Genomic DNA, 24741 nt, shown 5'->3' on the forward strand with positions numbered 1-24741 from the left:
ACCCCCGCCAACGATCACTACATCATATTCCATCGACTCGCGGACGATCTCTGACATCAATGCGCTCCTTAAGGCTGACCTTTCGCGTGCTCTCGGCCCCGTGAGTAGCTTACCTGAGGGAACGAAGCAATTGTGACGCAGCGACTTTGCGCAACATTCTTTCGCCTTCGCAGCAATCCAGGGCGCGGATTGGCACGCCAAATTCGCAGTCGAACCCTTGACACCCGCCCCGCCGTGCGGATTTACACTCGATGGGTGACAGAAAAAGGCCAGACCAAGGGCTTCCATGGAAAAGATACCGATGACGCGCGCCGGGTACGATGTGCTCGACGAAGAACTCAAGGGCCTGAAGACGGTGGAGCGACCCGCCGTGATCAAGGCGATTGCCGAAGCGCGCGCGCATGGCGACCTGTCGGAGAACGCCGAATATCACGCGGCGCGCGAAAAGCAGAGCTTCGTCGAGGGCCGCATCAAGGAGCTTGAGTCGATCCTCGGTCGTGCCGAGGTGATCGACACCGCGCGCCTGTCGGGCTCGGTCAAGTTCGGCGCCACGGTAACACTGGTCGATGAGGACAGCGACGAAGAACGCACCTACCAGATCGTCGGCGAGGCCGAGGCAGATCTGGAACGCGGCCTTCTGAACATCAAATCCCCCCTTGCCCGCGCCCTGATCGGCAAGGACGAGGGCGACAGCGTCGAGGTCCGCACGCCGGGCGGCGACAAGTCCTACGAAATCCTCTCGGTCCGTTTCCTCTGACCGAGCCGAGCTGAAAGGTGCCCCGCAATGAGCGAGGCCAAACCCGATCCGATCCTGCCCGATGACGCCGCCCTGAGCGGCGTCCGCAGTCGTTTGCAGCCCGAGGCGCGCTTTGGCCGCTCGGAAGTGGTGGCGATTGTGCTCAGCCTGCTGTGGCTGGCGCTTGTGGGCGGGTTCTGGGCGCTGATGCCTGCGACCGAGGGCGGCATGACCGCGCTTTCGGCGACCATGTCGCTGGTCGCGATGGTGCTGCCCATCGTGATGATCTGGGTTGCCGCCGTCACCGCCCGCACCGCGCGCGAGATGCGCGCCGAGGCGCAGGCGCTGAAATCCTCGGTCGAGGCGATGCGCTCGGCATGGATCAACCAAAGCCACGCGCGCTCGGGGCAGATCGTTGAGAAGAAACTCGACGAGATCGCAGCGGCGGCGCGTCAGACCGAGACTGCGATCGTCACCTTCACCTCGCGTCGCGATTCTTTGTCGACGCAGCCCTCGGCAGACCGCAAGGCCGCGCTGTCGGCCCCACGGCAGGCGGCACCGGGCGAGGACCAGCCCGCGCTGGCACTTGGCACGCCCGCTGAGGCGCTGGCCGAGCCGGTCTCGGTCGCCGATTTCATCCGGGCACTGAATTTCCCCGACAATGCCGAGGATCGCGAGGGCTTCCGCGCGCTACGCCGCGCGCTGGAAGACCGCACCATGGCCAAGCTGATCCGCGCGGCGCAGGACGTGCTGAACCTGCTGGCGCAGGACGGCATCTACATGGACGACCTGCGCCCCGACCGCGCCCGCCCCGAGCTGTGGCGCCGCTTCGCCCGTGGCGAGCGCGGCCGCGAGATGGCAGCACTGGCGGGGGTTCGAGATCGCTCGTCTCTGGCGCTGACGGCGGGACGGATGCGCAACGACACGATTTTTCGCGATGCGGCGCACCATTTCCTGCGCCAGTTCGACCGCACCCTGACCGAGTTCGAGAAGAATGCCAGCGATCAGGAAGTCGCCGAAATGGCCGAGACGCGCACTGCCCGCGCCTTCATGCTGCTTGGCCGCGTCACCGGCACATTTGACTGACGCCTAGAGTTTGCGCACCATCACGAAAGACGTCTCGAAGTCGAAGATCAGCGCGGTCAGCCGGCTGTGGCGACGCGTCGCGACCTTGAATCCCAGCCGCTCGTAAAGGGCACGGGCGCGCAGGTTCTCGCCCACCACGTCAAGGCGCACCTCGCGGAAACCCCGCCGCTTGGCTTCGTCGCACAGGGCCTCGACCAATGCCGCACCAATCCCTGCGCCACGCCATTTTGTGGTCACCGCCAGCCCATCGACGATCATCGCGCGGGCGTCCTCGTCCCGTGACAGGATCGCCAGGCAGAGCCCGCGCCAGAGCGCGCCGAACCGGCCATAGACCGCGCGCAGATCGGACTTGTCGCCACCCACGAACGACCCCGATCGTGTGCGATAGCCAATCACGCCGATGAGGTTGCCCTCGCCATCCAGCGCGCTCAGGACGTGGTCTTCCGAGATCACCCGCTCGATAAACTCCAGCGCCCTGGCGCGCGGCCCCATCACGCGGCCAAGCTTGGCCCCGAAGGCCTGCCAATAGAGCACCGCTGCCTGCGGGCGCTGATCGGGGGCGAGGCCGAAATGGATCATCACGCTCATGCGCGCATCCTTGCCTCGGCCGCGACGAGATCATCGGGGGTGTTGATATTGGCGAAGGGGTCGGGCCGCACGTCGAAGGCCACCTCGGCCGCCCCGGCAAGGGCCACGCGCATCCGCCGCTCGCCCGAGGCAAACAGCTCGGTCAGCGCGGCGCGGTGCGCCACGGGCCAGAGCGCCGCCGTCGGATGTTGGCGGCCCTGCGACGCGGCCATGGCGGGTGCGCCCGCCGCGACAAGCCGCGCGACAAGATCATCCGGCAGGAAAGGTGTGTCGCAAGACGCCGTCACCAATAGATCGGCGCCCTGCGCCTCGGCCCATTCCAGGCCGGCCAGAACACCCGCCAACGGCCCTTCGCCGCGATGACCGGGTGCGTCGGGCAGCATCGGGCATCCAAGATCCGCGAAGCGCGCCGCATCGCCATTGGCCGAGATCGCAAGGCAGCCCACCTGCGGCGCCAGGCGGGCGGCGACATGGGCGATCAGCGGCCGCCCCGCCAAGGCCAGCAGCGCCTTGTCGGCCCCGCCCATGCGGCGGCCCTGCCCACCGGCAAGGATAAGACCTGCGATCACCTTTGCCCCCCTGACGCGGCGCCCCGCGATTGATCGGGTACAATGCCGGACTTGGCTTTTCTCTTCCCTAGCGCCTATGACTGGCGCAAGGACGCCCCTCAGACAAGCCCCGAAGATGACCGACACACCCAAACTCGCCCCGGCCTTCTGGCGCGGTTTCCGCCACGGATTGCCCTTCATCCTGGTGATCGTGCCCTTTGGCCTGCTGTTCGGGGTGGCCGGGACCGAGGCGGGGCTCAACCTCGCCGAGGTCATGGGCTTCTCGATCCTTGTCATTGCCGGCGCATCGCAATTCACCGCCGTGCAGCTGATGAGCGACAACGCCCCGGTCATCATGGTGCTGCTGACCTCGCTGGCGGTGAACCTGCGCATGGCGATGTATTCGGCCTCGCTCGCGCCGCATCTTGGCACGGCCCCGAGCTGGCAGAAATCGCTGATCGCCTATTTCATGGTGGATCAGGTCTATGTCATGTCGATCCAGGACTACGAAGCCCGGCCTGCGCAGTCGCGTGGCCAGAAGATGGCTTACTACGCCGGGATATGCGCCGTGCTTTGCCCGCAATGGTACGTCTCGACCTGGGTTGGTGCGGTAGTCGGCAAGGCGATTCCGCCCGAGTTCGCGCTCGACTTCGCGGTTCCGATCACCTTCCTTGCCATGCTTGCCCCCGCGCTGCGCAGCCTCCCGCATGTCGCGGCGGCGGGCGTCTCGGTGGGGGTCGCGCTGGCGCTGGCCTGGATGCCGTCTGGGCTAGGGCTGCTGATCGCGGCGGTCGCCGCAATGGCCACCGGCGCGCAGGTTGAACAGTGGCAGAACCGCAAGAGGGCGGCGTGATGGATTACTCCAAGGCCGAGATCTGGCTGATCATCGTGGTGCTGGGGATCGGCACCTTCTTCCTGCGCTATTCCTTCCTGGGATTGATCGGCAATCGCGCGCTGCCGGAATGGGCGCTGCGCTATCTGCGTTACACCCCGGTCGCGGTTCTGCCCGGCCTTGTCGCGCCGCTGGTTCTTTGGCCAAGCGCGACGCAAGGTGAGATCGACCCCGCCCGCCTGATCGCGGCGGGTGCGACGGTGCTGGTGGGGATCGTCACGCGCAACACGCTGGCCGCCATCCTCGGCGGGCTTGGGGCGCTTTACCTCGGGCTTTGGCTGATCGGCTGATCAGAGGTTCGGGCGTCCCGGGATCGGCTGGCGCGCCTCTTGCTGCTGGATCATCAGCACGCCCGAGTTGTTGTCGGGATCGCCGTCGTGATGCAGCTTGTCGAGCGCGAGCGGGTATTTCGCGAAAGCATTGGCCAGCTTGATCGGAGAGAAGGTGCGCGGCAGCCCCTCGAAGCCCTGCACGCCTGTCAGCAAGGCGCTGACCGAGTTCGAGCACATCATCTTGCCCACGGCGCCATTGCCTTCGGCCCGCGCGGTCAGCGCCTCGGCCTGCTCCATGGTGATGAAAAGCTTCTGCTCACGCACGTCCCAGGTCTCGCGCGCATGGTAGTCGATGTAGAATTTCCGCATCCGCTCGGTGATGCCGTAATGCACATCGTTCCGCTCGGGCACCCAGGGATGATACCAACTGCCCGCCGGGTCGAACATGATGCGCTGATGGCCGTCGATCATCAGCGCGGAATGCCCGCCCGCGCCCGAGGTCGCACCGATCACCGTGTAAAGCGTAACGGAAGGCGGCTCTCCGGTCACGAAGGCCGCGCGGCGCACGTCCTCATCCGGGGCCCAAACGGAATCGCCACCGCAAGCCGCAAGAAACAGCGGAAGCAACAGGCAGATGATAAGTCGGCGCATCTGCCTGACCTCCTCGACTCTTTCTGCGGCTGCTCAGTCAGCCGCCTGCAAGTGCGAGAAACACCAGAAATACGATGATCGCAACCGCACTATAGGTCGTGAACTTGATAAATCCGGCGAATGTCTTTTCTTGGGCACGGATATCCATCGTGCCCGGCTTGTGTTCAGCCATGGGTCTCTCCCTAGTTCTCCCTGCCGGGCAAGCTAACCGAGCTTGCAGGCCCTGTCACGCCTGTTGATCGTCCTCGCCCGAGAGGCCCCGCGCAAGGTGGAAACCGATGCGGCGCGGCGCCTCCTCTTCCTCGGCCTTGGGGATGGCGACCAGCATGACGTTGAGCTGGCTGACGTGCTGAATCAGCTGGGTGCGCGCCCCACCCTCGTCGCGGCCATAGAAGGTCAGGATGTCGGGGGCGAAATAGCCGATCCCTTCGATCTGCAACACGCCCGCCTCCCCGCCGGTCAGGCCAAGCGCGATCTCTTCATCGGCGTTCAGCTGGCTCTCGAAATTCTGGATGTAGAGCACCAGCCTCTCATAGGCCCATTGAGCAGGGCTTTTCGCCTCGACCGGTTCGGCGGCGATGCCGGGTGGCAGAGGCAGGCACTCGGGCGTGGGTGGCGCATCGGCATTGGTATGCACGACCCGCGCGCAGGGCAGCGCGCTTTCCTCGTGCGCCTCGGCGGTGGTGTGGATCACGGGCGGATCACGATGGGTCATGCAAGACTCCAGAGCCAGGTATCGTCCTCCCCAAGGGTGCGGCGGACCTGCCCGAGGTGCAAGAGGTGATTGAGATGCGCCACCGCCTCGACCAGCGCGAGGCCGTATTCCGGCTCGCCGATGGGGCGCTTGAACAGCGCCGGGAAACAGGCCGAGGCCGGGCGCGGGCCCTCGGCCAGAAGCGCGCGCAGTCGGCTCAGAGCGCCCTCGTGGTTCTCGATCATCTGGCGCAGGCGAAGCGGCAGGCCGGTGAAGGGTAGCTTGTGGCCGGGCAGGACAAGGTGACGCGCCTCGGCCAGCGGCTGGAAGCGACGGCAGCTTTCCATCCAGTCGGCCACCGGATCGGCCATCGGCTCGGTCGCGTAAACGCCCAGATTGGCCGAGATCGAGGGCAGGAGCTGATCGCCGCCGATCACCAGATCGTCGTCAAGCGACCAGAGCGTGGCGTGATCGGGCGCATGCCCCTCGCCGATCCGCACGATCCACTCGCGCCCGCCGACATGCAGCCGGTCGCCCTCTTTGATGCGGTGGAAGCCCAGCGGCAGCGGGTGGACGCAATCGGCAAAGTTGAAGGGGCGCTCAAGCGCGCGGCGCGCGTGCAGATCGGGGTCCATGCCCGCGCGTTTCCAATAGGTCAGGGTCTCGGCCACCGGCACGGGCTGCGCATCGAGCGTCAGCATCCGCGCAAAAAGCCACGAGGTGCGGGTGGTCCAAAGCTCCGCCCCCCGCGACTGGAGCCACCCCGCAAGGCCGATATGGTCGGGGTGGTAATGCGTCACCAGCACCCGTGTCACCGGCTTGCCCGCCATCGGTCCGTCAATCAGGGCCTGCAATGCCGCGCGGCATTTCGGCGTGTCGATACCCGGATCGACCAGCGTCCAGCCATCGCCATCATCCAGCGCGAAGCAGTTGACGTGATCAAGCGCCATCGGCAACGGCAAACGCGCCCAGAGAACTCCGGGCGCGACTTCGATCGCTTCGCCAAAGGCTGGCGGTTCGGCCCACGGGTAACGCAGACCGCCCCGCTCGGCTGCGCCGCTCATGCGCTCAGCTCTTCCACGCTCAGCGCATAAAGCCCTTCGGCACCTTCCTTGGCCTCGGCGAGCGCGGCGGCATATTGTGGCAGCAGGCGGCGGATATAGACCGCAGCCAGCTTGGCGCGGCCCGAGGCCCCACCCTCGGCCAGCGCGGCGCGCAGATGGTAATGCGCGCCCAGAACACGGGCGAAGGCACGCAGGTAGGGCACGGCACCGGCAAAACGGTCCTGCGTACCCTGACCCAGCATCCATTCGGTATGTTCGCGCAGCGACTCGGTCGCCTGCCAGACGTCTTCAGCGAGATCCGGCAGTGCCTCGCGCGCGGCCTTGGCCTCGTCCTCGATCTCTTGCAGCAGGCGGAAGGCGGCGCGGCCCTCGTCCATCATCTTGCGGCCGACAAGGTCCATGGCCTGAATTCCGTTGGTGCCCTCGTAGATCGCGGTGACGCGGACATCGCGGTAGAATTGCGCGGCGCCGGTTTCCTCGATGAAGCCCATGCCGCCATGCACCTGCACGCCCTGCTCGGCCACCCACATGCCGACATCGGTGCCATAGGCCTTGGCGATCGGGGTCAGCAGCGCGGCGCGCGCCTCCCAGTCCGCCTCGCCGGTGGCGCGGGACATATCTAGCGCGACCGCGCAGGCCATGGCGATGGTGCGGGCGGCGAAAACCTCGGCCTTCATCTCGGCCAGCATCCGACGCACGTCGGCGTGCTGGATGATCGGGGCGAACTGCACCCGCTCCTGCGCATACTCCAGCGCCTTCTGATAAGCGGCCTCGGCCACGCCGATGCCCTGCACGCCCACGTTCAGGCGCGCGTTGTTCATCATGGTGAACATGGCGGCCATGCCCTTGCCTGGCTCGCCGACCATCCAGCCGGTTGCGCCCTCAAAGCTCATCACACACGTGGGCGAGCCATGCAGGCCCATCTTGTGCTCCAGCGACACGACCTTGAGGCTGTTCGCGACGCCCGGATTGCCATTCGCATCGGGGATGTATTTCGGCACCATGAAAAGGCTGATGCCCTTGGTACCCGGTGCCGCATCGGGAAGACGCGCCAGCACCAGGTGGCACACGTTCGCCGTCACGTCCGAATCGCCCCAGGAAATGAAGATCTTCTGCCCGGTCACGGCATAGGTGCCATCGCCCATCGGCTCTGCCTTCGAGCGCACGGCCCCCACGTCCGAGCCCGCCTGCGGCTCGGTCAGGTTCATCGTGCCCGACCACTCGCCCGAGATCAGCTTGGGCAGGTAGAGCTCCTTGATCTCGTCCGAGGCGTGATGCTCCAGCGCCTCGATCTGGCCCTGCGTGAGCAGCGGGTTAAGCTGCAGCGCCAGATTCGCGCCCGACATCATGTCGTTGACGGCAACCGTCATGGTCATCGGCAGGCCCATGCCACCGAATTCCTGCGGCCCCGAGATCGCAACCCAGCCACCCTCGGCGATCTGGCCATAGGCCTCCTTGAAACCGGGCGAGGAGCGCACGACACCGTTTTCCAGCCGGGCCGGGTGCAGATCGCCATTGCGCAACAGCGGCGCCATGACCTCATCGCACAGGCGCCCCGCCTCGGTCAGGATCGCCTCGACCGTCTCGCCTGTCGCCTCTGCGAACAGTTCGGTCTCAGCCACGGGGGCAAGCGGCACCACCTTGTCGAGAATGAACCGCAGTTCGGAAACGGGCGAACGGTAAGGCATTTGCTTCTCCCTTGCGCGCGGCTTGGCAAAGCGGACGGGCGCGCGTATGTCCTGAAATCACGAGGGCCAAGTTACCGCAAGGTCAGCCCCCTTCAACCACGAACGCAGCGTCACGAAAGCACGATGGACAAGATAACCCGACGTCTCGCCCCCGATGCCGAGGGCCTCGCCCACGCGGCGGCTCTTCTGGCGGCGGGCGAGTTGGTCGCCTTCCCGACCGAGACGGTCTACGGGCTTGGCGGCGATGCGCGCTCGGGCACGGCGGTGGCGGGGATCTATGCGGCCAAGGGGCGGCCCAGGTTCAATCCGCTGATCGTGCATCTGCCCTCGCTGGACGCGGCCGAGAAGATCGCCGTGTTCGACGATCGCGCGCGTGCGCTGGCGGCGCGGTTCTGGCCCGGTCCGCTGACCATGGTGCTGCCACTGCGCCCCGAGGCAGGGATTTCCGATCTGGTGACGGCGGGGCTGGAGACCGTGGCGATCCGTCTGCCCGCCCATCCGGTGGCGCGCGCGCTGCTTGAGGCCTTCGGCGGGCCGCTGGCAGCGCCCTCGGCCAACCCCTCGGGCAAGGTCAGCCCGACCACGGCCGATCACGTGATCGAGGGGCTGAGCGGCCGCATCGCGGGTGTCGTCGATGGCGGCGCCTGCGCGGTGGGCCTGGAATCGACGATCCTCTCGCTCGATCCGCCGATGCTGCTACGCCCCGGCGGCGTGCCGGTCGAAGCGCTGGAGGCAGCCCTTGGCCAACCTCTGCCGACGGGCGGCGACGCGGCCAAGCCCAATGCGCCGGGGCAACTTACCTCGCATTACGCGCCGGGCGCGCCGGTGCGGCTGATGGCTGAGGCGGCGCAACCCGGCGAAGTCTGGATCGGCTTTGGCCCGGATTGCGCGGGGGCGGATATCAATCTGTCATCCAAGGGCGATCTGGTCGAGGCGGCCTCGGGTCTGTTTGCGGCGCTGCGCGCAGCCGATGCGCTGGCGCAGGCGCGCGGTGCGCGCTCCATTGCCGTTGCGCCGATCCCCGAACGTGATCTTGGCCGCGCCATCAATGACCGGCTGCGTCGAGCGGCAGCGCCGCGCCCCTGATCAGGCGTGCCCTGCGGCCGCCGAAAGTGTGCGCGGGTCGATCCCCATATTGGCCAGCGCGCGGGTCCATTTCGTTGCATGATCGGGGCCAAGGGCAATATCGGCATCGCCCTCGGTGATCAGCCAGCCATTGTCGAGGATCTCGCTTTCCAGCTGCCCCGGCCCCCAGCCCGCATAGCCAAGCGCCAGCAGCGCGCGGTCCGGGCCGACGCCCGCAGCGATATCCTCAAGAATATCGCGCGTGGCACTCATCGACAGATCGCTGCTGACCTTCATCGCCTCGCTACGGCCCTGCCATTCGGGTGAATGCAGCACAAAGCCACGTCCGGTCTCGACCGGGCCGCCGAACAGGATCGGCGCGCGCTCAGGCCGGTCGGAGGCGGTGACGGGAATGCCCAACTGCTCCAGCAGGTCAGTCAGCGCGGGCTTGGGCAGCGGCTTGTTGACGATCAACCCCATCGCGCCTTCGGGTGTGTGGGCGCAAAGCGCCACCACGGAATGCTCGAACCGCGGATCGCCCATGCCGGGCATCGCGATCAGAAGTTTGCCGGTCAGATCCATCGCAACCTCCCGTGGTCATGCTTTCTATAAACCTGTGCCTGCATGGCCCGCAGATCAACCCCAGAACTGTTGCGGGCTTGCACCTCGCGAAAAGCTGTCGTGTTTGTGACTTTGCCTAAGGCATCGGCGGAAGTATGCCCAATGCATGACCAGACTCGCTGCCCTGCCCCTGTGCCTGATGATCGCTGCGCCCGCTTTGGCGCAGGAAGCCCCCCTTCCGCCCGGAATGGAGGTGATCGAGGTCATTGATGGCTGGCAGACCCCCTCGGGCGAGCGGATCGCTGCACTACGCATCGCGCTCGATCAGGGGTGGAAGACCTATTGGCGCAGCCCCGGCGATGCCGGCATCCCGCCCAGCTTCAACTTCACCGATTCGCGCAATGTCGCGGCTGTCGAGATGCACTGGCCCGCGCCCGAGGTATTCGACCAGAACGGCCTGCGCTCGGTCGGGTATCACGATGAACTGATCCTGCCGCTCGCGATCACGCCTGCCGACCCCACGCAGCCCGTGGCGCTTTCGGCAGACCTTGAGCTTGGCATCTGCCACGATGTCTGCGTGCCGGTCTCGCTTGAAGTCTCGAAGGATCTGCAAGGCCCCGGCGCCCCCAACGAGACGATCCGCGCCGCGATGACCGCGCAGCCCCGCCCGATCGAGGGTGGCGCGCGCTGCACGGTCGAGCCGATCGCCGACGGGATGCGCGTGACCGCGTTGATCGATCTGCCCGCTGATCAGGCGCGCGACGCCTTCCTTGAGCTCCGCTCGACCCCGATGTGGGTGTCGGATGCGGTCGCGCGGCGCGACGGCGATACGTTGATCGCCATGGCCGAGTTTGTGCCCGAGAACGCCAAGCCCTTCGCGCTGGATCGGAACGATCTGCGCATCACGGTGCTGTCGGAAAACGGCGCGCTGGAAATCAACGGCTGCCCGAACTGATCCCTAGCCCGCCCTGCGAAAGCGCCCCCTCAGCAGGCGCGGCGCGATCAGCCCGGTCGCGATGACCACCGCCGCGCTCAGCCCGACAAAGGCCGCATAGGCCGACCCCACGCCATCGCCCGAGTAAAGCGCACGCCCCAGCGTCAGCGCGAAGGCCAGCGCCACCGCGCCACTCGCACCCCACAGCACCCCGCGCAGCCGCGGCACGCGCGCGCCATGCCGCATGGCACGGACCTGACGCGAGACATCCAGTTGCACCGCCAGGGTCGCCGGCACGACGATCAGCACGATTACCATGCCGAAGCCAAGCCCATAGACCAGTGTGATCACCGTCGATTTCAGGAACAGCGCCTGGCTCGACTGCTCATAGAGCAGCGGCGCAAGGCCAAGGACCGTCGTCAGCGTGGTCAGCATCACCGGCCGCAGCCGGTCGGCCACCGCATCGACGATGGCGGGCACGAGGCCGCGCTTGACCGCATATTCATCGACCGTCGAGATCAGCACGATCGCATCGTTGATGATGATCCCCGACATGCCGATCGCGCCCACGACGGCGAACATCGACATCGGCAGATCCCAGACATAATGGCCCCAGATCGCGCCCACGAGGCCGAAGGGGATGACCGACATCACCACCACGGGCCGCGACCAGCTGGCGAAAATCCATGCCAACACAATGTAGATGCCAATCAGACACATCACGAGGCCAAGGATCGCATCGGCCATGAAGTCGCGCTCTTCCTCGGCCGAACCCGAGAGTTGCCAGACCACGCCACGCTCTTCGGCGATGCGGGGCAGGATCTCCTCTTCGAGCTGGCGGGTGATTTCATTGGCGCGCTCTGGGTCGTCCTCGGAGATGTCCCCGGTCACGGCAACCAGCCGCAAGCCGTTCTCGCGCCGGATGGTCGAGAAGCCGGTTTCGGAGCGGATCGTCACGATATCCGACAGCGGCACCCACCCACCCGAGGGGGTGCGCATCTGCATCCGCTCGACGAAATCGGCGGCCTGTTCCTCCTCGGGCATCTCCACGCGGATCGTGGCCGAGCGCACCCCGTCGGGGTAGCTCGCCGCCTCGGTGCCGTTGAGCCGCGCGCGCAGCTCGCGCGAGAGCGCGTCGATGTCAAAGCCAAGCGCCACGCCCTGCGGCGTAAGCGAAACGATCAGCTCTTCCTTGTCATAGGCGAGGTTATCCTCAAGCGCAGAGACCTCTGGGAAGGGCGTGAGCGCGACTTTCAGATCCTCGGCAGCGGCCTTCAGCTCGCGGCTTTCCGCCCCGGTGAATTGCACCGAAAGCCCGTCCGAGGACGGCCCCATCCGGTAGCCGCGGAAGCTGAGCTCCTCAAGCAACGTATGCCGCGCGGTCTCTTCCTGGAGCCGCGCGATGAAATCGGAACTGGAATAGGGCCGATAATCGCTGTCGATCAGTTCGACGGAAATCGAACCCAGCAGATCCGTATCCTTGCTGTCGGCCGAGGCCAGCGCCCGCCCCGAAGCACCGCCGATCTGCGCCAAAGCGTGCTCGACCGGGTTGGTGCCGAACTCAGCCTCGTATTCACGCCCGACCTTTTCCACCCCCGCCTGAAGGTTGCGCATCATCGCGAGCGTATCGTCGCGCGACGCGCCCGAGAGCATGGCGAAGGATCCGGTCACCGTCGATTGCTCGGGCGGGTTGAAAAAGCGCCACTGCACCTTGCCCGAAATCAGGAACGACACCTGCCAGGCCAGAAGCGCGATCGCCGCCGCGATCACCGGATAGCGCGCGCGCAGCACAAAGCGCGTCATTGGCCGCATCAGGCGCACCCGCACCCATTCCAACCCCTTGTTCACCTGACGCGAAGGCCAGTCGTACCACTTGCCTTCGGCCGTCTGACTCAGCGCGTGGGCCATGTGATTGGGCAGGATCAGGAAGCACTCGATCAGCGACGCCAACAGCACCGCGATGACCGTATAGGGAATATCGAGGATCATCGTCCCCATCTGCCCGCCGATGATGATCAGCCCGGCGAAGGCGATGATCGTGGTCAGCGTCGAGGCAAAGACCGGCGCGGCCATGCGCCGCGCGCCCTGTTCGGCGGCCAGAACCGGGTGTTCGCCCAGTTCGCGCGCCCGAAAATCGGCATGTTCGCCCACCACGATGGCGTCATCGACGACGATACCCAATGTCAGGATCAGCGCGAAAAGCGAGATCATGTTGATCGTCATGCCCGAGACATACATGACCGCCAGCGCCGCAGCCATCGAGGTGGGAATACCCATCGCCACCCAAAAGGCCGTGCGCGCGTTTAGGAACAAGAAGAGCAAGAGCAGCACGAGGCCAAGCCCCATCACGCCATTGCCCACCAGCAGCTCAAGCCGCTGCGTGATCGCCTCGGAGCGGGTGCGCATCAGGTCGATCGAGGCGCCGGCGGGCAGAGTCGGCTCCATCGTCGCGATGACCTTCTCCACCTTGTGCTGCAAGGCGATCGCATCGCCTTGGGCCGAGCGTGAGACGTTGATCGTCATGGCGGGCTGGTCGCCGACGTAATAGGCCCGTGCGCGGTTCGCGCCCTCGACCCGGACCAGCGCCACATCACCCACGGTCAGTTGCGAGCCATCCGGGTTCGAGCGCAGCACCAGCCCCGCGATCTCACGCGCGTCCCGGCGCTCTTCGCCGGTGCGCACACGGGCCGCGCCACCTGCCACATCGCCCGCCGGGCTGGTGGCGGCCTCGGCCGCGATCAGCGCCACGATCTGCGACAGAGTGACATCGTATTTCATCATCGCCGTGGTCGGCACCTCGACCACGGTCTGCGGCGCGGCTATGCCCTGCACTGTGGTGCGCGTCACCCCCTCGGCGTAAAGCCGCACGACCAGCTCATCGGCCAGCCGCCCCAGTTGCTCGGGCGAGAGCGGGCCGGTGATGGCGATATCGGTCACCGTGTCACGCCAGACGCCGCGGGTGACCTCGGGTTCTTCGGCGGCCTCGGGCAGATCGCTGGCGGCGGTGATTGCCTGCTCAACATCGTTGACGGCGCGGCCCATGTCCCAGCCGGGCTCGAATTCCAGCGTGATCCGGGCCGAGCCTTCAGTCGCGCGGCTTTCCGAGGCCTCGACCCCCTCGACCGCGATCAGCGAGGGTTCAAGCACCTGCACGATGGCGCGGTCCACATCCTCGGCCCCCGCGCCCTCCCATGCGACGCGCACGTCGATTTCCTCGACGACGGAATCCGGGAAGAACTGCGCGCGCATCTTGGGCATAACCGCGACGCCAAGGCACAAAAGCACCACCAGCACGATATTGGCCAGCGTCCGGTGCCGGGTGAACAAGCCGATGATCCCGCGCGGGGGCGGCAGTTCATCGCCAGGGCGCACGAAGCTGCCCGAGGCTTCGGCAGCGGCAAGGGCGGCGGCATTCGCCTCGGCGCCCAGATCGGTCGGGGTCTCGGGCGCGCTCATGTCTTAGCCCCCGATCCGGGATTCGAGCCGCTCGACCACCTCAAGCGGCACGACTTCCTGCTGCAACTGGGCGAGGATACGGGTCTTTGTATCGGCTGCCATCCGGGTATTGCCCTCGACAAAGGCGATCAGACGGGCGCGCCGTTCTGGGTCAAGCGTGATGGTCTGCGGCAATTGCACCTGACCCTGATTGGGGCGCAAGGGTCGCAGCTTGAGGCCCGAGCCCAAAAGCGGTGTGCGCTCGGCCACGATCTCCTGCCCGCTCGCGAGCGTCGCTGCGCGGATAATTACCGCATCGCCCTGACGGCGCAGCACGGTGACATCGGCCTCGGACAGACGCTCGTCCGGCCCCAGTACCAGCACGCGGCTATTGGCATCGACCGCCGGGGCGGGCACGAGGGCCACGTTTTCCAGAACCGGCTCGGACAGGCTGACGGTCACGAAATCGCCCGCGCGCAGGCCCGCACCATCCTCGATCCGGGCGAAAAGCAGGCGACCCGCCATCCCCGCCTCGACCTCGGCACCGACGCGCACAAGGGTCGCGCGCGCCTCAAGCGGCACGCCTTGCAGATCAAGCCGCACACGCACCGGCGCCGGGATCAGAACGCCGCTCGCATCGGTCAGGCGCGCGTATTGCGCATTCGAAACGCGGAAGACAACCTCAAGCGCCGAGGGGTCGATCAGTTCGGCCAGTTTCTCGTTGTTCGACACAAGACCGCCCTGCACGGCGGTCACACCCGCCAGTTGCCCATCGAACTCGGCACGAATTTCGGTTTCAGCCAGTTTGCGCTCTGCCTCGGCCAGCGCGATCTCGGCGCGGCGCAGGCTGTTGCGCGCCTGATCAAGACCCGCCTCAGCCCCCGAGAGCGCCGAGCGTTTGTTCAAGACGGCTTGTTCCGCCGCGCTTAGGGCGATCTCGGCGATCTCGGTATCAACTGCACGGCCGATCCCACGCGCATCGATCTCGGCCTGACGCTCGCGCGCGGCCCGGCGCAGATCGGCCTGCCGCACGGCAGCCGCCAGATCGTCGCCCGCGATGACCAGCGTGCGCTCTGCCAGCGCCAGCGCGGCCTGCGCCTCGGCCAGTGAGGCTGCTGCGGAATCGCGCGCCGCCAGCGTCTCGGCGGGGTCAAGGCGGACCAGAAGCTCCCCGGCAGAGACCTGAGCACCTTCCTCGAAATTCGGTGCAAGCTCGGCCACGGTGCCCGCGGCGCTCGCACGCAACTCCAGCCGGCGGGTGGAGCGCACCTCGCCATAGGCGGTCAGTTCCGGCGTGAGGGTGGTGAAGTCGAGCGCGATCACATTGGCGGCAAAGACCCGCTCGCGCGTCGCGCCGGGAAAGGCGCCTTTCTGCCCGCGGGCATCGATCGCGGATTTCACGGTGAACCCCGCCGTGGCCAATAGCCCCAGCGTCAGCGCCAGAAGAAATAGCCCCATCAGGCTGCGCGTGAGAAACCGCATCATCCAGTCCTTGCCGAGGCGGGGCCGTCCCCGCGCTGCGAATTATATATCTCTGTCCTGCTTTAGGGCGAGGATACCCACATTCCTACGTGGCGGAAGGCCGCGTCCGTCGCCAGTCACACGATTTTCAGAGCGTATCGAGCCGCGCCCGCAAGCTGAGCAGGTCGGCCCAGGCCTCGCGCTTGGCGCTTGGCTGGCGCAGCAGGTAGGCCGGATGGGTCATCGGCAGGGCCGGACGCCCGAAGGCCTCGGCCCAGGTGCCGCGCAGGCGCAGGATGCCGCGCTTGTCCAGCGCCGCGGCGCAGGCGGCATTGCCCATCAGTACGATCACGTCGGGATCGGCGAGTTCGACATGGCGCGCCAGGAAGGGCAGCATCTGCGCGATCTCGGCAGGCTCGGGGTCGCGGTTGCCCGGCGGGCGCCAGGGCAGGACATTGGCGATATAGATCCCGGCCAGCGCATCGGGCGCACCGCGCGACAGACCGATGGCAGCAAACATCCGGTCGAGCAACTGCCCGGCGCGGCCGACGAAGGGCTTGCCCTGAATATCCTCATCGCGGCCCGGAGCCTCGCCGATGATCATCACCCGCGCAGCCGGGTTGCCATCGGAAAAGACCGTATTCTTCGCACCTTTCTTCAGATCGCACAGATCATAACCCGCAATCGCCTCGCGCAGATCGTCGAGCGTTTTCGCACGCCCTGCGATCTCGCGCGCCACCGCGACCGGGTCGGGGCCGTCGTCCACCACGCGCAGCACGGGCTGCGACCGGGCGGGTTCGGGGGCAACGGCCGCGGGCTTGAGGCGCTCGATCGTGTCGGGCAGGGCGTAGCAATCGACCGGCTCATCGAGAATCGCCTCATCCGCGCCCAACTCGATCTGCCATTCAAGGGCAGCAAGCGCGGCGTAGTAATCCAGTTCGGGGCGGCCCTGAGTCTCCATGCGCCCAAGCTATGCGCCGCACGCCAATAGGTAAAGCCGCGCCCTTCGCGCTGGACGCGCCCGCGCCCTTTTGCCATAAGCGACCCCGGACAACATCGGAGGCACGCGCCATGGCATTTCGCGCAAGGCACCTTCTTGGCATCGAGCATCTCAGCCAGGAGGACATCCGCACCGTCCTCGATCTGGCCGACCGCTATGTGGACCTGAACCGGCGCACGGTAAAACGCACCGACGTGCTCGAAGGCATGACGCAAATCAACATGTTCTTCGAGAACTCGACCCGCACGCAGTCGAGCTTTGAGCTGGCCGGCAAGCGCCTTGGCGCGGACGTGATGAACATGTCGATGCAGACCTCTTCGGTGAAGAAGGGCGAGACGCTGATCGACACGGCGCTGACGCTGAACGCAATGCATCCCGATCTGCTGGTCGTGCGCCATCAGAACTCGGGCGCGGTCGATCTGCTGGCGCAGAAGGTGAACTGCGCGGTGATCAACGCGGGCGACGGCAAGCACGAGCACCCGACGCAGGCGCTGCTCGATGCGCTGACGATCAAGCGCGCGAAGGGCCGTATCCAGCGCCTGACCGTGGCGATCTGTGGCGATGTGGCGCATAGCCGCGTCGCGCGCTCGAACCTGATCTTGCTGGGCAAGATGGAAAACCGCGTGCGCCTTGTAGGCCCGCCCACCCTGATGCCCGCCGGAATCGGCGAGTTCGGCTGCGAGGTCTATGAGGACATGCGCGAGGGCCTGAAGGACGCCGATGTGGTGATGATGCTGCGCCTCCAGAGAGAGCGGATGGACGGCGGCTTCATCCCGTCCGAGCGTGAGTATTTCCACCGCTACGGGCTCGATGCCGAAAAGCTGGCCTGCGCCAAGCCCGATGCCATCGTCATGCACCCCGGCCCGATGAACCGCGGCGTCGAGATCGACGGCACCATCGCGGACGACATCAACCGCTCGGTCATTCAGGAGCAGGTCGAGATGGGCGTGGCGGTGCGTATGGCGGTGATGGATCTGCTGGCACAGAACCTGCGCGCCGACCGTGGCCGCGCATTGACCGAGGAAACCTATGCCTGAGATCAAGCGCGACGAGGTTCTGAACTATCGCCCCGGCCCGGACAGCGAACTGCCGCTGGACGAGGGCGAGAAGATCACCGCCATCTTCCTGGCCGACAACCGGCGCTACTGGGTTGACCACGTGCTGCTCGGTATCTTCGGTATCGTGCTGGTCTCGGCGATCCTGCTCTACATGGGCAAGACCGACCAGATCGCCATCGCCGCCGCCGCCATCGCGGTGGGCATGGCGGCGCGCGCGGCCTGGTTTCGCTCGGAAGCCTTCGCGCGGCGCTGGCAACTGACCGACCGGCGCCTGATCGGCCCGCAGGGGCGGCAGGTGATGCTGCTGGAAATCCAGACCGTACGCCGCCTGATGGGCGATGTGCAGATTGTGACCAACTCGGGCGCCAAGCATCTGATTCGCCACCTGGCCGACAGCGAACCCGTGCTGGAGGCTATCGAGACGGCCCGCGCCAAACGCGCGAAAAAGGTGCGCTGAAGGAGACTGCCCCATGACCCTGTTTCTTGCAAACGCCCGCCTGATCGACCCCGAGGCCCTGACCGAGATCGAGGCGAACCTGGTCATCGACAACGGGATCATCGCCGCCATCGGCGCCATGTCGGCGCCGCAGGGCGCGACGGTGATCGACTGTAGCGGCAAATACCTCGCGCCGGGGATCGTCGATCTGGGCGTCAAGATCGGCGAGCCGGGCGAGCGCCACAAGGAAAGCTTCCGCACCGCAGGCCAGGCCGCCGCCGCCGGGGGCGTGACCACGATCATCGCGCGCCCCGATACCTCGCCCGCCATCGACACGCCCGAGACGCTGGAGTTTGTCACCCGCCGCGCGGCGCAGGCTCCGGTGCGCATTCACCACATGGCCGCGCTGACCAAGGGCCGCGAAGGCCGCGAGATGACCGAGATCGGCTTTCTCATGGATGCGGGCGCCGTGGCCTTCACCGATACCGACCATGTCACCACCGACACCAAGGTTCTCAGCCGTGCGCTGACCTATGCGCGTAGCCTTGGCGCGCTGGTCATCGGCCACCCGCAGGAACCGGGGCTGACCAAGGGCGCTGCGGTCACCTCGGGCAAGTTTGCCAGCCTGCGCGGCCTGCCCGGCGTCACCCCGATGGCCGAGCGCATGGGACTTGAGCGCGACATCGCCCTGATCGAGATGAGCGGCGTGCGCTACCATGCCGACCAGATCACCACCGCCCGCGCCCTGCCCGCGCTGGCCCGCGCCAAGGCGGCGGGTCTGGATGTAACGGCGGGCGTCTCGATCCATCACCTGACGCTGAACGAATATGACGTCGGCGATTACCGCACCTTCTTCAAGATGACGCCGCCGCTACGCTCGGAAGAGGATCGGCTGGCGGTCGTGCAGGCCGTGGCCGACGGGCTGATCGACGTGATCTGCTCGATGCACACGCCCGCCGATGAGGAAAGCAAACGCCTGCCGTTTGAAGACGCGGCCTCGGGCGCGGTGGGGCTGGAGACCTTCCTGCCCGCAGCGATGCGGCTTTTCCATGCCGGATATCTAAGCCTGCCGCAGTTGTTCCGCGCCATGTCGCTGAACCCCGCCAAGCGCCTTGGCCTGCCGCAGGGCCGCATGGCCGAGGGGGCGCCTGCCGACCTCGTTCTCTTCGACGCGGATGCGCCTTTCGTTCTGGACCGCTTTACTCTGCACTCGAAATCGAAGAATACCCCCTTCGACGGCACCCGGATGGAAGGCAAAGTTCTTGCCACATTCGTCGGCGGGGTGCAGGTTTATAACAACGATAACGAATAAATCGAGGCGAGGGGCAGTAATGCCGGGAATTGAGAACGGGCCCGTGTTGATCGGGCTGGTAGCCGTTTTGGGCTATCTGCTGGGGTCGGTGCCCTTCGGGCTGGTGATCGCCCGGCTGTTCGGTCTGGGCGATCTGCGCCAGATCGGCTCGGGCAATATCGGTGCGACCAACGTGCTGCGCACCGGCAACAAGCCGGCGGCGCTGGCCACCTTGCTGCTCGATAGCGGCAAGGGCGCCATCGCCGTGCTGATCGCGCGCCACTTCCTGGGCGAGACCGCCGCGCAGGTCGCGGGCGGCGCGGCCTTCCTGGGGCACCTCTACCCGATATGGCTCAGCTTCAAGGGCGGCAAGGGCGTGGCGACCTTCCTTGGCACGATGCTGGCGCTGGCCTGGCCCGTGGGAATCGCCGCCTGCCTCGTGTGGTTGGCTACGGCCTTCGTCAGCCGGATCTCGTCGCTCTCGGCGCTGGTCGCTGCTGCGGCGACGGTCCCGTTGGCCTACTTCCTCGACCATCGCGATCTGATGCTGCTGGCGGCCGGACTTGCCGTTTTGATATTCTGGCGTCACCGCCAGAATATCCAGCGCCTCGCCACCGGGTCCGAGCCCCGGATCGGCAAGAAGGGTTGATCACCAGCGTTTGAGGGCGTCCTCGTCGCTGTCCTTGGCGGCGACCCAGTCGGTTTCGCCGCCCAGCCCGTGTTCCTTCTTCCAGAACGGCGCCCGGGATTTGAGGTAATCCATCAGGAACTCGGCCGCGGCGAAGGCATCGCCCCGGTGCCGCGCGGCGGTGGCGACCATCATGATCTGCTCGCCGATGCCAAGCCGCCCGTGACGGTGAATGACCAGCGCATCGACAAGGTTCCAGCGCGCGATAGCCTCTTCGGTGATCTTGGTGACCGCACGTTCGGTCATGCCGGGATAGTGCTCCAGCTCCAGCGCCCGCATACGGCCCGTGTCGTCGCGCACCACGCCGATGAAACTGACCACCGCACCCACATCCGCGCGCCCGACCCCGAAGGCCGCCATCTCGGCGGCGAAGTCGAACGGGGCCTCTTGCACCGAGACCTTCATCTCAGCCGCCGGTCATCGGCGGAAAAAAGGCCACCTCGCGCACGCCCGCCAAAGACGCGTCGAATTCCGACAGTTCCTGGTCAAGCGCCACACGCAGCGCGGAGGTATCGGCAAAAGCAGCCTCGTAGCGCGGCTCGCGCGCGCGGAGTTCCGTGACCAGTTCGGCCACCGTCGCGGCGCCAGTCTCGACGCTTTCGCGGGCCTTGCCGATGCGTTCGCGCACCCAGGCGAAATAGAGAACCTCAATCATGGTCATGCTCCCGCAGATAGGGCAGCGCCTTGCGGAAATAATCCCATCCGGTGATCGCGGTCAGCAGCGCCGCGACCCAGATCAGGCCAAGCCCGACATGCGTCGCCAGATCGGCCATCGAGGCGCCGGTCGGCAGATCGCCCTCGCCCGCGCGGGGGGCGCGGCCTTCCTCGATGTACTTCAGCCCGGTGCCGAGGAAGAGGACCGCAATCGCCACCATCTGCGTCGTGGTCTTCCACTTGGCAAGTTTGGTGACCTTGAGCTTGCCGGCATCCGCGCCAAGAAACTCGCGCAGCCCCGACACGAAGACCTCGCGGAAAAGGATCACGGTGGCGGGCAGGATCAGCCAGGGGTTCATGCCGGAATAACCCGTCAGCACCACCAGCGCGATCACAACCATAGCCTTATCGGCAATCGGGTCGAGCATGGCGCCGAACTTGCTTTCCTGCTTCCACAGGCGCGCAAGGTAGCCGTCGAACCAGTCGGTCACCGCGGCGCTGACAAACAGCGCCAGCGCGAACCAATCCGCCCAGGGACGCGAGAAATAGAGAAACATCACCGCGACGCCGGGCGCGGCGATCAGGCGAAGAACCGTCAGGATATTGGGCAGCGTCCACTTCATCCGCGCACCCTAGCCGCGCGGATGCGGAAGGAAAAGGGGGTGTTAACGCGGCGGGTCGGTGTAGTCATGCACTTGCCCCCGCCAGTCGGTCACGCGCCAGCTTCCGGGCGTGGCGCCGGGGGTAAAATGATCGGCCGTCACCGGCACCTTGCCAAAGCCGCCCGGAATATCGAGCACATAGCTCGGCAGCGCCGTGCCGCTGATCTGCCCGCGCAGGGACCGCATCAGCGCGCGCCCCTCGTCGATCGTGGTGCGGAAATGCGAGGTGCCGGGCGCGAGATCGCAGTGATGCAGGTAGTAGGGCTTGATGCGCAGGGCCAGCAGCGCGCGGAACAGATCGCTCAGCGCACCGACCGAGTCGTTCACGCCCCGCAGCAGAACCGATTGCGAGAGCATCGGTACCCCGGCTTCGGCCAGGCGCGCGATGGCGGCGTGGGCCTCGGGCGTGAGTTCCTGCGCGTGGTTGGTGTGGACGACCAGCCAGACGGTCGGGCGGGCACCGCGCAGCACCTCGCACAGCGCGGGTGTGATGCGCCCGGGGGCCACGACCGGCACGCGGCTGTGAAAGCGGATCAGATCGACATGATCAATGGCCGAAAGCCGCGCCAGAACCTCACCCAAGCGCCGCACGGAAAGCGTCAGCGGATCGCCCCCGGTCAGGATCACCTCGCGGATCGCGGGGGTCGCGGCGATATAGTCCAGCGCCTCGGCCAGCGCCTCCTCGGCCAGCGGGCCGGTCTCGCCCACGGTTTCACGGCGGAAGCAGAAACGGCAATAGACATCGCAGGTCTTGGTGATGTGCAAGATCACCCGGTCGGGGTAGCGATGCGTCAACCCGCGCACCGGGGCATGGGCATTATCGCCTATCGGATCAAGGAGTTCCTCGGGCCGAATGGTCAGTTCGGCGCCCGAGGGCACGAATTGCGCGGCGACCGGATCGGAGGGGTTGTCGATAGCCGCCTGCATCGCGGGGGTCAGGCGGATGCGGAACGCCTCGGCCACGCGCGCGATTGCTGGCAGCTCGGCCATGGGCACCAGTCCGGCCGTTGCCAGATCCTCGGGGCGCGTCAGGGCGCGGTGGGGGGGGGTTGCATCGTTCATGGGCTGGCGCGCTACGCCGCAGCGGGGCGTCCGTCAACCCCGATCATTGAAGTAGTTCCAGATCGTCTCGGCCATGGCCTGCGAAATGCCCGGCGCCTCCATCAGATCGGTCAGCCCCGCGCGGCTGACCGCCTTGGCCGAGCCGAAATGCGCCAAGAGCGCGCGCTTGCGCGTCGCGCCCACGCCGGGGATCTCATCGAGCGGGTTGGCCATCGTGGCCTTGGCGCGCTTGGCACGGTGCGCGCCGATCGCCCAACGGTGGGCCTCGTCGCGCAGGCGCTGGATGTAATAGAGAACCGGGTCCTGCCGGGGCAGCGCGAAGGGGCGCTTGCCGGTGCGGTGGAACTCTTCCTTTCCGTGGTCGCGGTCGATGCCCTTGGCGACGCCGACCATCGCAATATCGGCCACGCCCATTTCGGTCATGACCTCCTGCACCGCCGAGACCTGCCCCGCCCCACCGTCGATCAGCAGCAGGTCCGGCCATGCCTCGCCCTTGCGCTCGGGGTCTTCCTTGAGCAGCCGGGCAAAGCGGCGCGTCAGCACCTCTTTCATCATGGCGAAATCGTCGCCGGGGGTCAGCTCATCGCCCTTGATGTTCCACTTGCGATACTGACTTTTGAGAAACCCGTCGGGGCCCGCCACGATCATACCCCCCACCGCGTGCGCGCCTTGGATGTGGGAGTTGTCGTAGACCTCGATCCGCTCGGGCGGTTTCGGCAGGCCGAAAGCCTGCGCCACACCGGCCAGAAGCCGCGCCTGCGCCGCCGATTCCGACATCCGCCGACCAAGGCTTTCGCGGGCGTTACGCAACGCGTTCTCGACCAGTTCGGCCTTCTCGCCGCGCTTGGGCACGGCGATCTCGACCCGGCGGCCCGCGCGTTCCGACAAAAGATCGACCATCAGGTCTTCATCCTCGATCGGATGCGACAGCAGGATCAGCCGCGGCGGCTCCTTCTGGTCGTAGAACTGGGCAAGGAAGGCCTCGAGCACCTCGGCCTCTTCCGCGCCCGAACCGGTGCGGGGATAGAAGTCATGGTTGCCCCAGCTTTGATGCGCGCGGATGAAGAAGACCTGCACGCAGGCCTGCCCACCCTCCATATGCAGTGCGACCACATCGGCCTCGGCCACGCCGCGCGGGTTGATGCCCTGGCTTTGCTGCACATTGGTCAGCGCCTGAATCCGGTCGCGCAGCGCGGCCGCGCGTTCGAACTCCAGCGCCTCGGAGGCGGCCATCATCTCGCCCGCCAGTTCCTGCTGGATGGTGGTGGACTTGCCCTCAAGGAAGCGCTCGGCATCGGCCACGGTGCGGGCATAGTCACCCTCCGAGATCTTGCCCACGCAGGGCCCCGAGCAGCGCTTGATCTGGAATTGCAGGCAGGGCCGGGAGCGGCTGGAAAACACCGCGTCCGAGCAGTTGCGCAGCTGAAAGACGCGCTCAAGGTGGTTCAGCGTCCGGTTCACCGCGCCAGCCGAGGCGAAAGGCCCGAAATAGGCACCCTTGACCGTGCGCGCACCGCGATGCTTGCGGATCATCGGAAAGGCGTGATCCTTGGCGATGACGATATAGGGAAAGCTCTTGTCGTCGCGCAAAAGCACGTTGTAGCGCGGCTTGAGCTGCTTGATCAGGTTCTGCTCTAGTAGCAGCGCCTCGGTCTCGGTTCGCGTTGTGAGGAACATCATATAGGCGGTTTCCGAGATCATCCGCGCGATCCGCGCCGAATGACCCGAGGGCCGCGCATAGTTCGACACCCGCGCCTTGAGGTTGCGCGCCTTGCCGACGTAGAGTACCTCCTGGCTTGCGTTCAGCATCCGGTAGACGCCGGGCGAGCCATCGAGCCGGGTGACGTAATCGGCAATCAGCGCATGGCCCTTCAGCCGCGCGGCCGGCCGATCGGCGTTATCCTCTGGGAATGTCTCGGGTTGCGTCATTGCCGGGGTCGATTCTCCGTTGTGCCTGCAATCTTACGCAGCATCTTTCAAGAGGGAAGCTTTCCACGGTTTCTGTGGATAACTCTGTTGGGAAGTTTTGGAGATCACGGATTCTCCCTTATTTCACGAGCGCCTCAACGAACTGCCTAAAAATTAGGCAAATATCTAACATATTGATATATATGTGAAAATTTTTCCACTTCTGACAAGTGACTGAAACCATTGGCAGATTCGTAACAGCTTTGTTACATGACGCCCGAAGGTGGACAAGTTGCCGCAGCGTTCG

Annotated in this window: 26 protein-coding genes; 10 read left to right on the plus strand and 16 right to left on the minus strand. The window is 66.2% G+C overall.

The window, feature by feature from the left end; all coding sequences use genetic code 11:
- Positions 1 to 286: 286 nt before the first annotated feature.
- Positions 287 to 757, plus strand: coding sequence for a transcription elongation factor GreA (greA, locus tag KTQ37_RS07295; RefSeq protein ID WP_218629847.1), 471 nt, complete (start codon positions 287 to 289; stop codon positions 755 to 757).
- 27 nt (positions 758 to 784) lie between these two features.
- Complete coding sequence (locus tag KTQ37_RS07300; RefSeq protein WP_236021125.1) at positions 785 to 1822, plus strand: hypothetical protein; 1038 nt, start codon at positions 785 to 787, stop codon at positions 1820 to 1822.
- A 3-nt stretch (positions 1823 to 1825) separates the two neighbouring features.
- Here KTQ37_RS07300 and KTQ37_RS07305 read toward each other — a convergent pair whose 3' ends face one another.
- Both KTQ37_RS07305 and mobA read right to left on the minus strand, forming a co-directional pair.
- Complete coding sequence (locus KTQ37_RS07305; RefSeq protein ID WP_218629848.1) at positions 1826 to 2410, minus strand: GNAT family N-acetyltransferase; 585 nt, start codon at positions 2408 to 2410, stop codon at positions 1826 to 1828.
- Entirely contained in the window at positions 2407 to 2979 is a 573-nt protein-coding gene (gene mobA, locus KTQ37_RS07310) for a molybdenum cofactor guanylyltransferase MobA (protein WP_328799700.1), read from the minus strand. The genes KTQ37_RS07305 and mobA overlap by 4 nt, the downstream gene beginning before the upstream one ends.
- 115 nt (positions 2980 to 3094) lie before the next feature.
- Between mobA and KTQ37_RS07315 the strand changes: the two genes are divergently transcribed.
- Positions 3095 to 3811 (plus strand): AzlC family ABC transporter permease, encoded by a 717-nt coding sequence (locus tag KTQ37_RS07315; protein ID WP_218629850.1) that lies wholly within the window; start codon positions 3095 to 3097, stop codon positions 3809 to 3811.
- The gene (locus KTQ37_RS07320; RefSeq protein WP_218629982.1) at positions 3811 to 4140 is read left to right on the plus strand and encodes an AzlD domain-containing protein; all 330 of its coding nucleotides are present in this window, start codon (positions 3811 to 3813) and stop codon (positions 4138 to 4140) included. Before KTQ37_RS07315 ends, KTQ37_RS07320 begins: the two co-directional genes overlap by 1 nt.
- Here KTQ37_RS07320 and KTQ37_RS07325 read toward each other — a convergent pair whose 3' ends face one another.
- Genes KTQ37_RS07325 through KTQ37_RS07345 form a run of 5 tightly spaced genes read right to left on the minus strand, consistent with a single transcriptional unit; the run spans position 4141 to position 8219 of the window.
- Positions 4141 to 4773, minus strand: coding sequence for a hypothetical protein (locus tag KTQ37_RS07325; protein ID WP_218629851.1), 633 nt, complete (start codon positions 4771 to 4773; stop codon positions 4141 to 4143).
- A gap of 37 nt (positions 4774 to 4810) precedes the next feature.
- Positions 4811 to 4945, minus strand: a complete 135-nt coding sequence (locus KTQ37_RS07330) for an aa3-type cytochrome c oxidase subunit IV (RefSeq protein ID WP_218629852.1) — start codon at positions 4943 to 4945, stop codon at positions 4811 to 4813.
- Positions 4946 to 4999: 54 nt separating this feature from the next.
- Positions 5000 to 5488, minus strand: coding sequence for a DUF6173 family protein (locus tag KTQ37_RS07335; RefSeq protein WP_218629853.1), 489 nt, complete (start codon positions 5486 to 5488; stop codon positions 5000 to 5002).
- Positions 5485 to 6531, minus strand: coding sequence for an MBL fold metallo-hydrolase (locus KTQ37_RS07340; protein ID WP_218629854.1), 1047 nt, complete (start codon positions 6529 to 6531; stop codon positions 5485 to 5487). The genes KTQ37_RS07335 and KTQ37_RS07340 overlap by 4 nt, the downstream gene beginning before the upstream one ends.
- The gene (locus KTQ37_RS07345; RefSeq protein WP_218629855.1) at positions 6528 to 8219 is read right to left on the minus strand and encodes an acyl-CoA dehydrogenase; all 1692 of its coding nucleotides are present in this window, start codon (positions 8217 to 8219) and stop codon (positions 6528 to 6530) included. The genes KTQ37_RS07340 and KTQ37_RS07345 overlap by 4 nt, the downstream gene beginning before the upstream one ends.
- A gap of 123 nt (positions 8220 to 8342) precedes the next feature.
- Here KTQ37_RS07345 and KTQ37_RS07350 point away from each other — a divergent pair, with 123 nt between their 5' ends.
- Complete coding sequence (locus KTQ37_RS07350) at positions 8343 to 9305, plus strand: L-threonylcarbamoyladenylate synthase (protein ID WP_218629856.1); 963 nt, start codon at positions 8343 to 8345, stop codon at positions 9303 to 9305.
- Here the strand turns inward: KTQ37_RS07350 and KTQ37_RS07355 are convergent, their stop codons facing one another.
- Positions 9306 to 9866, minus strand: coding sequence for a YqgE/AlgH family protein (locus KTQ37_RS07355; RefSeq protein WP_218629857.1), 561 nt, complete (start codon positions 9864 to 9866; stop codon positions 9306 to 9308).
- Between the two features lie 145 nt (positions 9867 to 10011).
- Between KTQ37_RS07355 and KTQ37_RS07360 the strand changes: the two genes are divergently transcribed.
- Positions 10012 to 10800, plus strand: a complete 789-nt coding sequence (locus KTQ37_RS07360; protein WP_218629858.1) for a protein-disulfide reductase DsbD domain-containing protein — start codon at positions 10012 to 10014, stop codon at positions 10798 to 10800.
- A 3-nt stretch (positions 10801 to 10803) separates the two neighbouring features.
- Here the strand turns inward: KTQ37_RS07360 and KTQ37_RS07365 are convergent, their stop codons facing one another.
- From KTQ37_RS07365 to KTQ37_RS07375, 3 genes are all read right to left on the minus strand, one after another.
- Entirely contained in the window at positions 10804 to 14235 is a 3432-nt protein-coding gene (locus KTQ37_RS07365; RefSeq protein ID WP_218629859.1) for an efflux RND transporter permease subunit, read from the minus strand.
- A 3-nt stretch (positions 14236 to 14238) separates the two neighbouring features.
- Positions 14239 to 15696 carry an efflux RND transporter periplasmic adaptor subunit gene (locus KTQ37_RS07370; RefSeq protein ID WP_218629860.1) on the minus strand — a complete coding sequence of 486 codons (1458 nt, stop codon included), beginning with the start codon at positions 15694 to 15696 and terminating at the stop codon, positions 14239 to 14241.
- 127 nt (positions 15697 to 15823) lie between these two features.
- Positions 15824 to 16636 carry a uracil-DNA glycosylase gene (locus KTQ37_RS07375; RefSeq protein ID WP_218629861.1) on the minus strand — a complete coding sequence of 271 codons (813 nt, stop codon included), beginning with the start codon at positions 16634 to 16636 and terminating at the stop codon, positions 15824 to 15826.
- Positions 16637 to 16746: 110 nt separating this feature from the next.
- Between KTQ37_RS07375 and KTQ37_RS07380 the strand changes: the two genes are divergently transcribed.
- From KTQ37_RS07380 to plsY, 4 genes are read left to right on the plus strand one after another with little or no spacing between them, the layout of a single operon-like run.
- Entirely contained in the window at positions 16747 to 17712 is a 966-nt protein-coding gene (locus KTQ37_RS07380) for an aspartate carbamoyltransferase catalytic subunit (protein WP_218629862.1), read from the plus strand.
- Positions 17705 to 18190 (plus strand): hypothetical protein, encoded by a 486-nt coding sequence (locus KTQ37_RS07385; RefSeq protein ID WP_218629863.1) that lies wholly within the window; start codon positions 17705 to 17707, stop codon positions 18188 to 18190. Before KTQ37_RS07380 ends, KTQ37_RS07385 begins: the two co-directional genes overlap by 8 nt.
- A gap of 13 nt (positions 18191 to 18203) precedes the next feature.
- Positions 18204 to 19481: a dihydroorotase gene (pyrC, locus tag KTQ37_RS07390; protein WP_218629864.1), complete on the plus strand. Its 1278-nt coding sequence runs from the start codon at positions 18204 to 18206 to the stop codon at positions 19479 to 19481.
- 19 nt (positions 19482 to 19500) lie between these two features.
- Positions 19501 to 20109, plus strand: a complete 609-nt coding sequence (gene plsY, locus KTQ37_RS07395; RefSeq protein WP_218629865.1) for a glycerol-3-phosphate 1-O-acyltransferase PlsY — start codon at positions 19501 to 19503, stop codon at positions 20107 to 20109.
- On the opposite strand, the gene KTQ37_RS07400 is transcribed toward plsY, so the two are convergent.
- Genes KTQ37_RS07400 through uvrC form a run of 5 tightly spaced genes read right to left on the minus strand, consistent with a single transcriptional unit; the run spans position 20110 to position 24455 of the window.
- Complete coding sequence (locus KTQ37_RS07400) at positions 20110 to 20553, minus strand: molybdenum cofactor biosynthesis protein MoaE (protein WP_218629866.1); 444 nt, start codon at positions 20551 to 20553, stop codon at positions 20110 to 20112.
- Between the two features lies 1 nt (position 20554).
- The gene (moaD, locus tag KTQ37_RS07405; RefSeq protein ID WP_218629983.1) at positions 20555 to 20803 is read right to left on the minus strand and encodes a molybdopterin converting factor subunit 1; all 249 of its coding nucleotides are present in this window, start codon (positions 20801 to 20803) and stop codon (positions 20555 to 20557) included.
- Positions 20796 to 21425 carry a CDP-diacylglycerol--glycerol-3-phosphate 3-phosphatidyltransferase gene (gene pgsA, locus KTQ37_RS07410; protein ID WP_218629867.1) on the minus strand — a complete coding sequence of 210 codons (630 nt, stop codon included), beginning with the start codon at positions 21423 to 21425 and terminating at the stop codon, positions 20796 to 20798. The genes moaD and pgsA overlap by 8 nt, the downstream gene beginning before the upstream one ends.
- Positions 21426 to 21467: 42 nt before the next feature.
- Positions 21468 to 22526 carry a lysine-2,3-aminomutase-like protein gene (locus KTQ37_RS07415; protein ID WP_218629868.1) on the minus strand — a complete coding sequence of 353 codons (1059 nt, stop codon included), beginning with the start codon at positions 22524 to 22526 and terminating at the stop codon, positions 21468 to 21470.
- Positions 22527 to 22559: 33 nt separating this feature from the next.
- Positions 22560 to 24455 (minus strand): excinuclease ABC subunit UvrC, encoded by a 1896-nt coding sequence (uvrC, locus tag KTQ37_RS07420; protein WP_218629869.1) that lies wholly within the window; start codon positions 24453 to 24455, stop codon positions 22560 to 22562.
- Positions 24456 to 24741: the final 286 nt, after the last annotated feature.

It is taken from the genome of Sedimentimonas flavescens (assembly GCF_019264375.1).
GTDB lineage: Bacteria > Pseudomonadota > Alphaproteobacteria > Rhodobacterales > Rhodobacteraceae > Rhodobacter > Rhodobacter flavescens.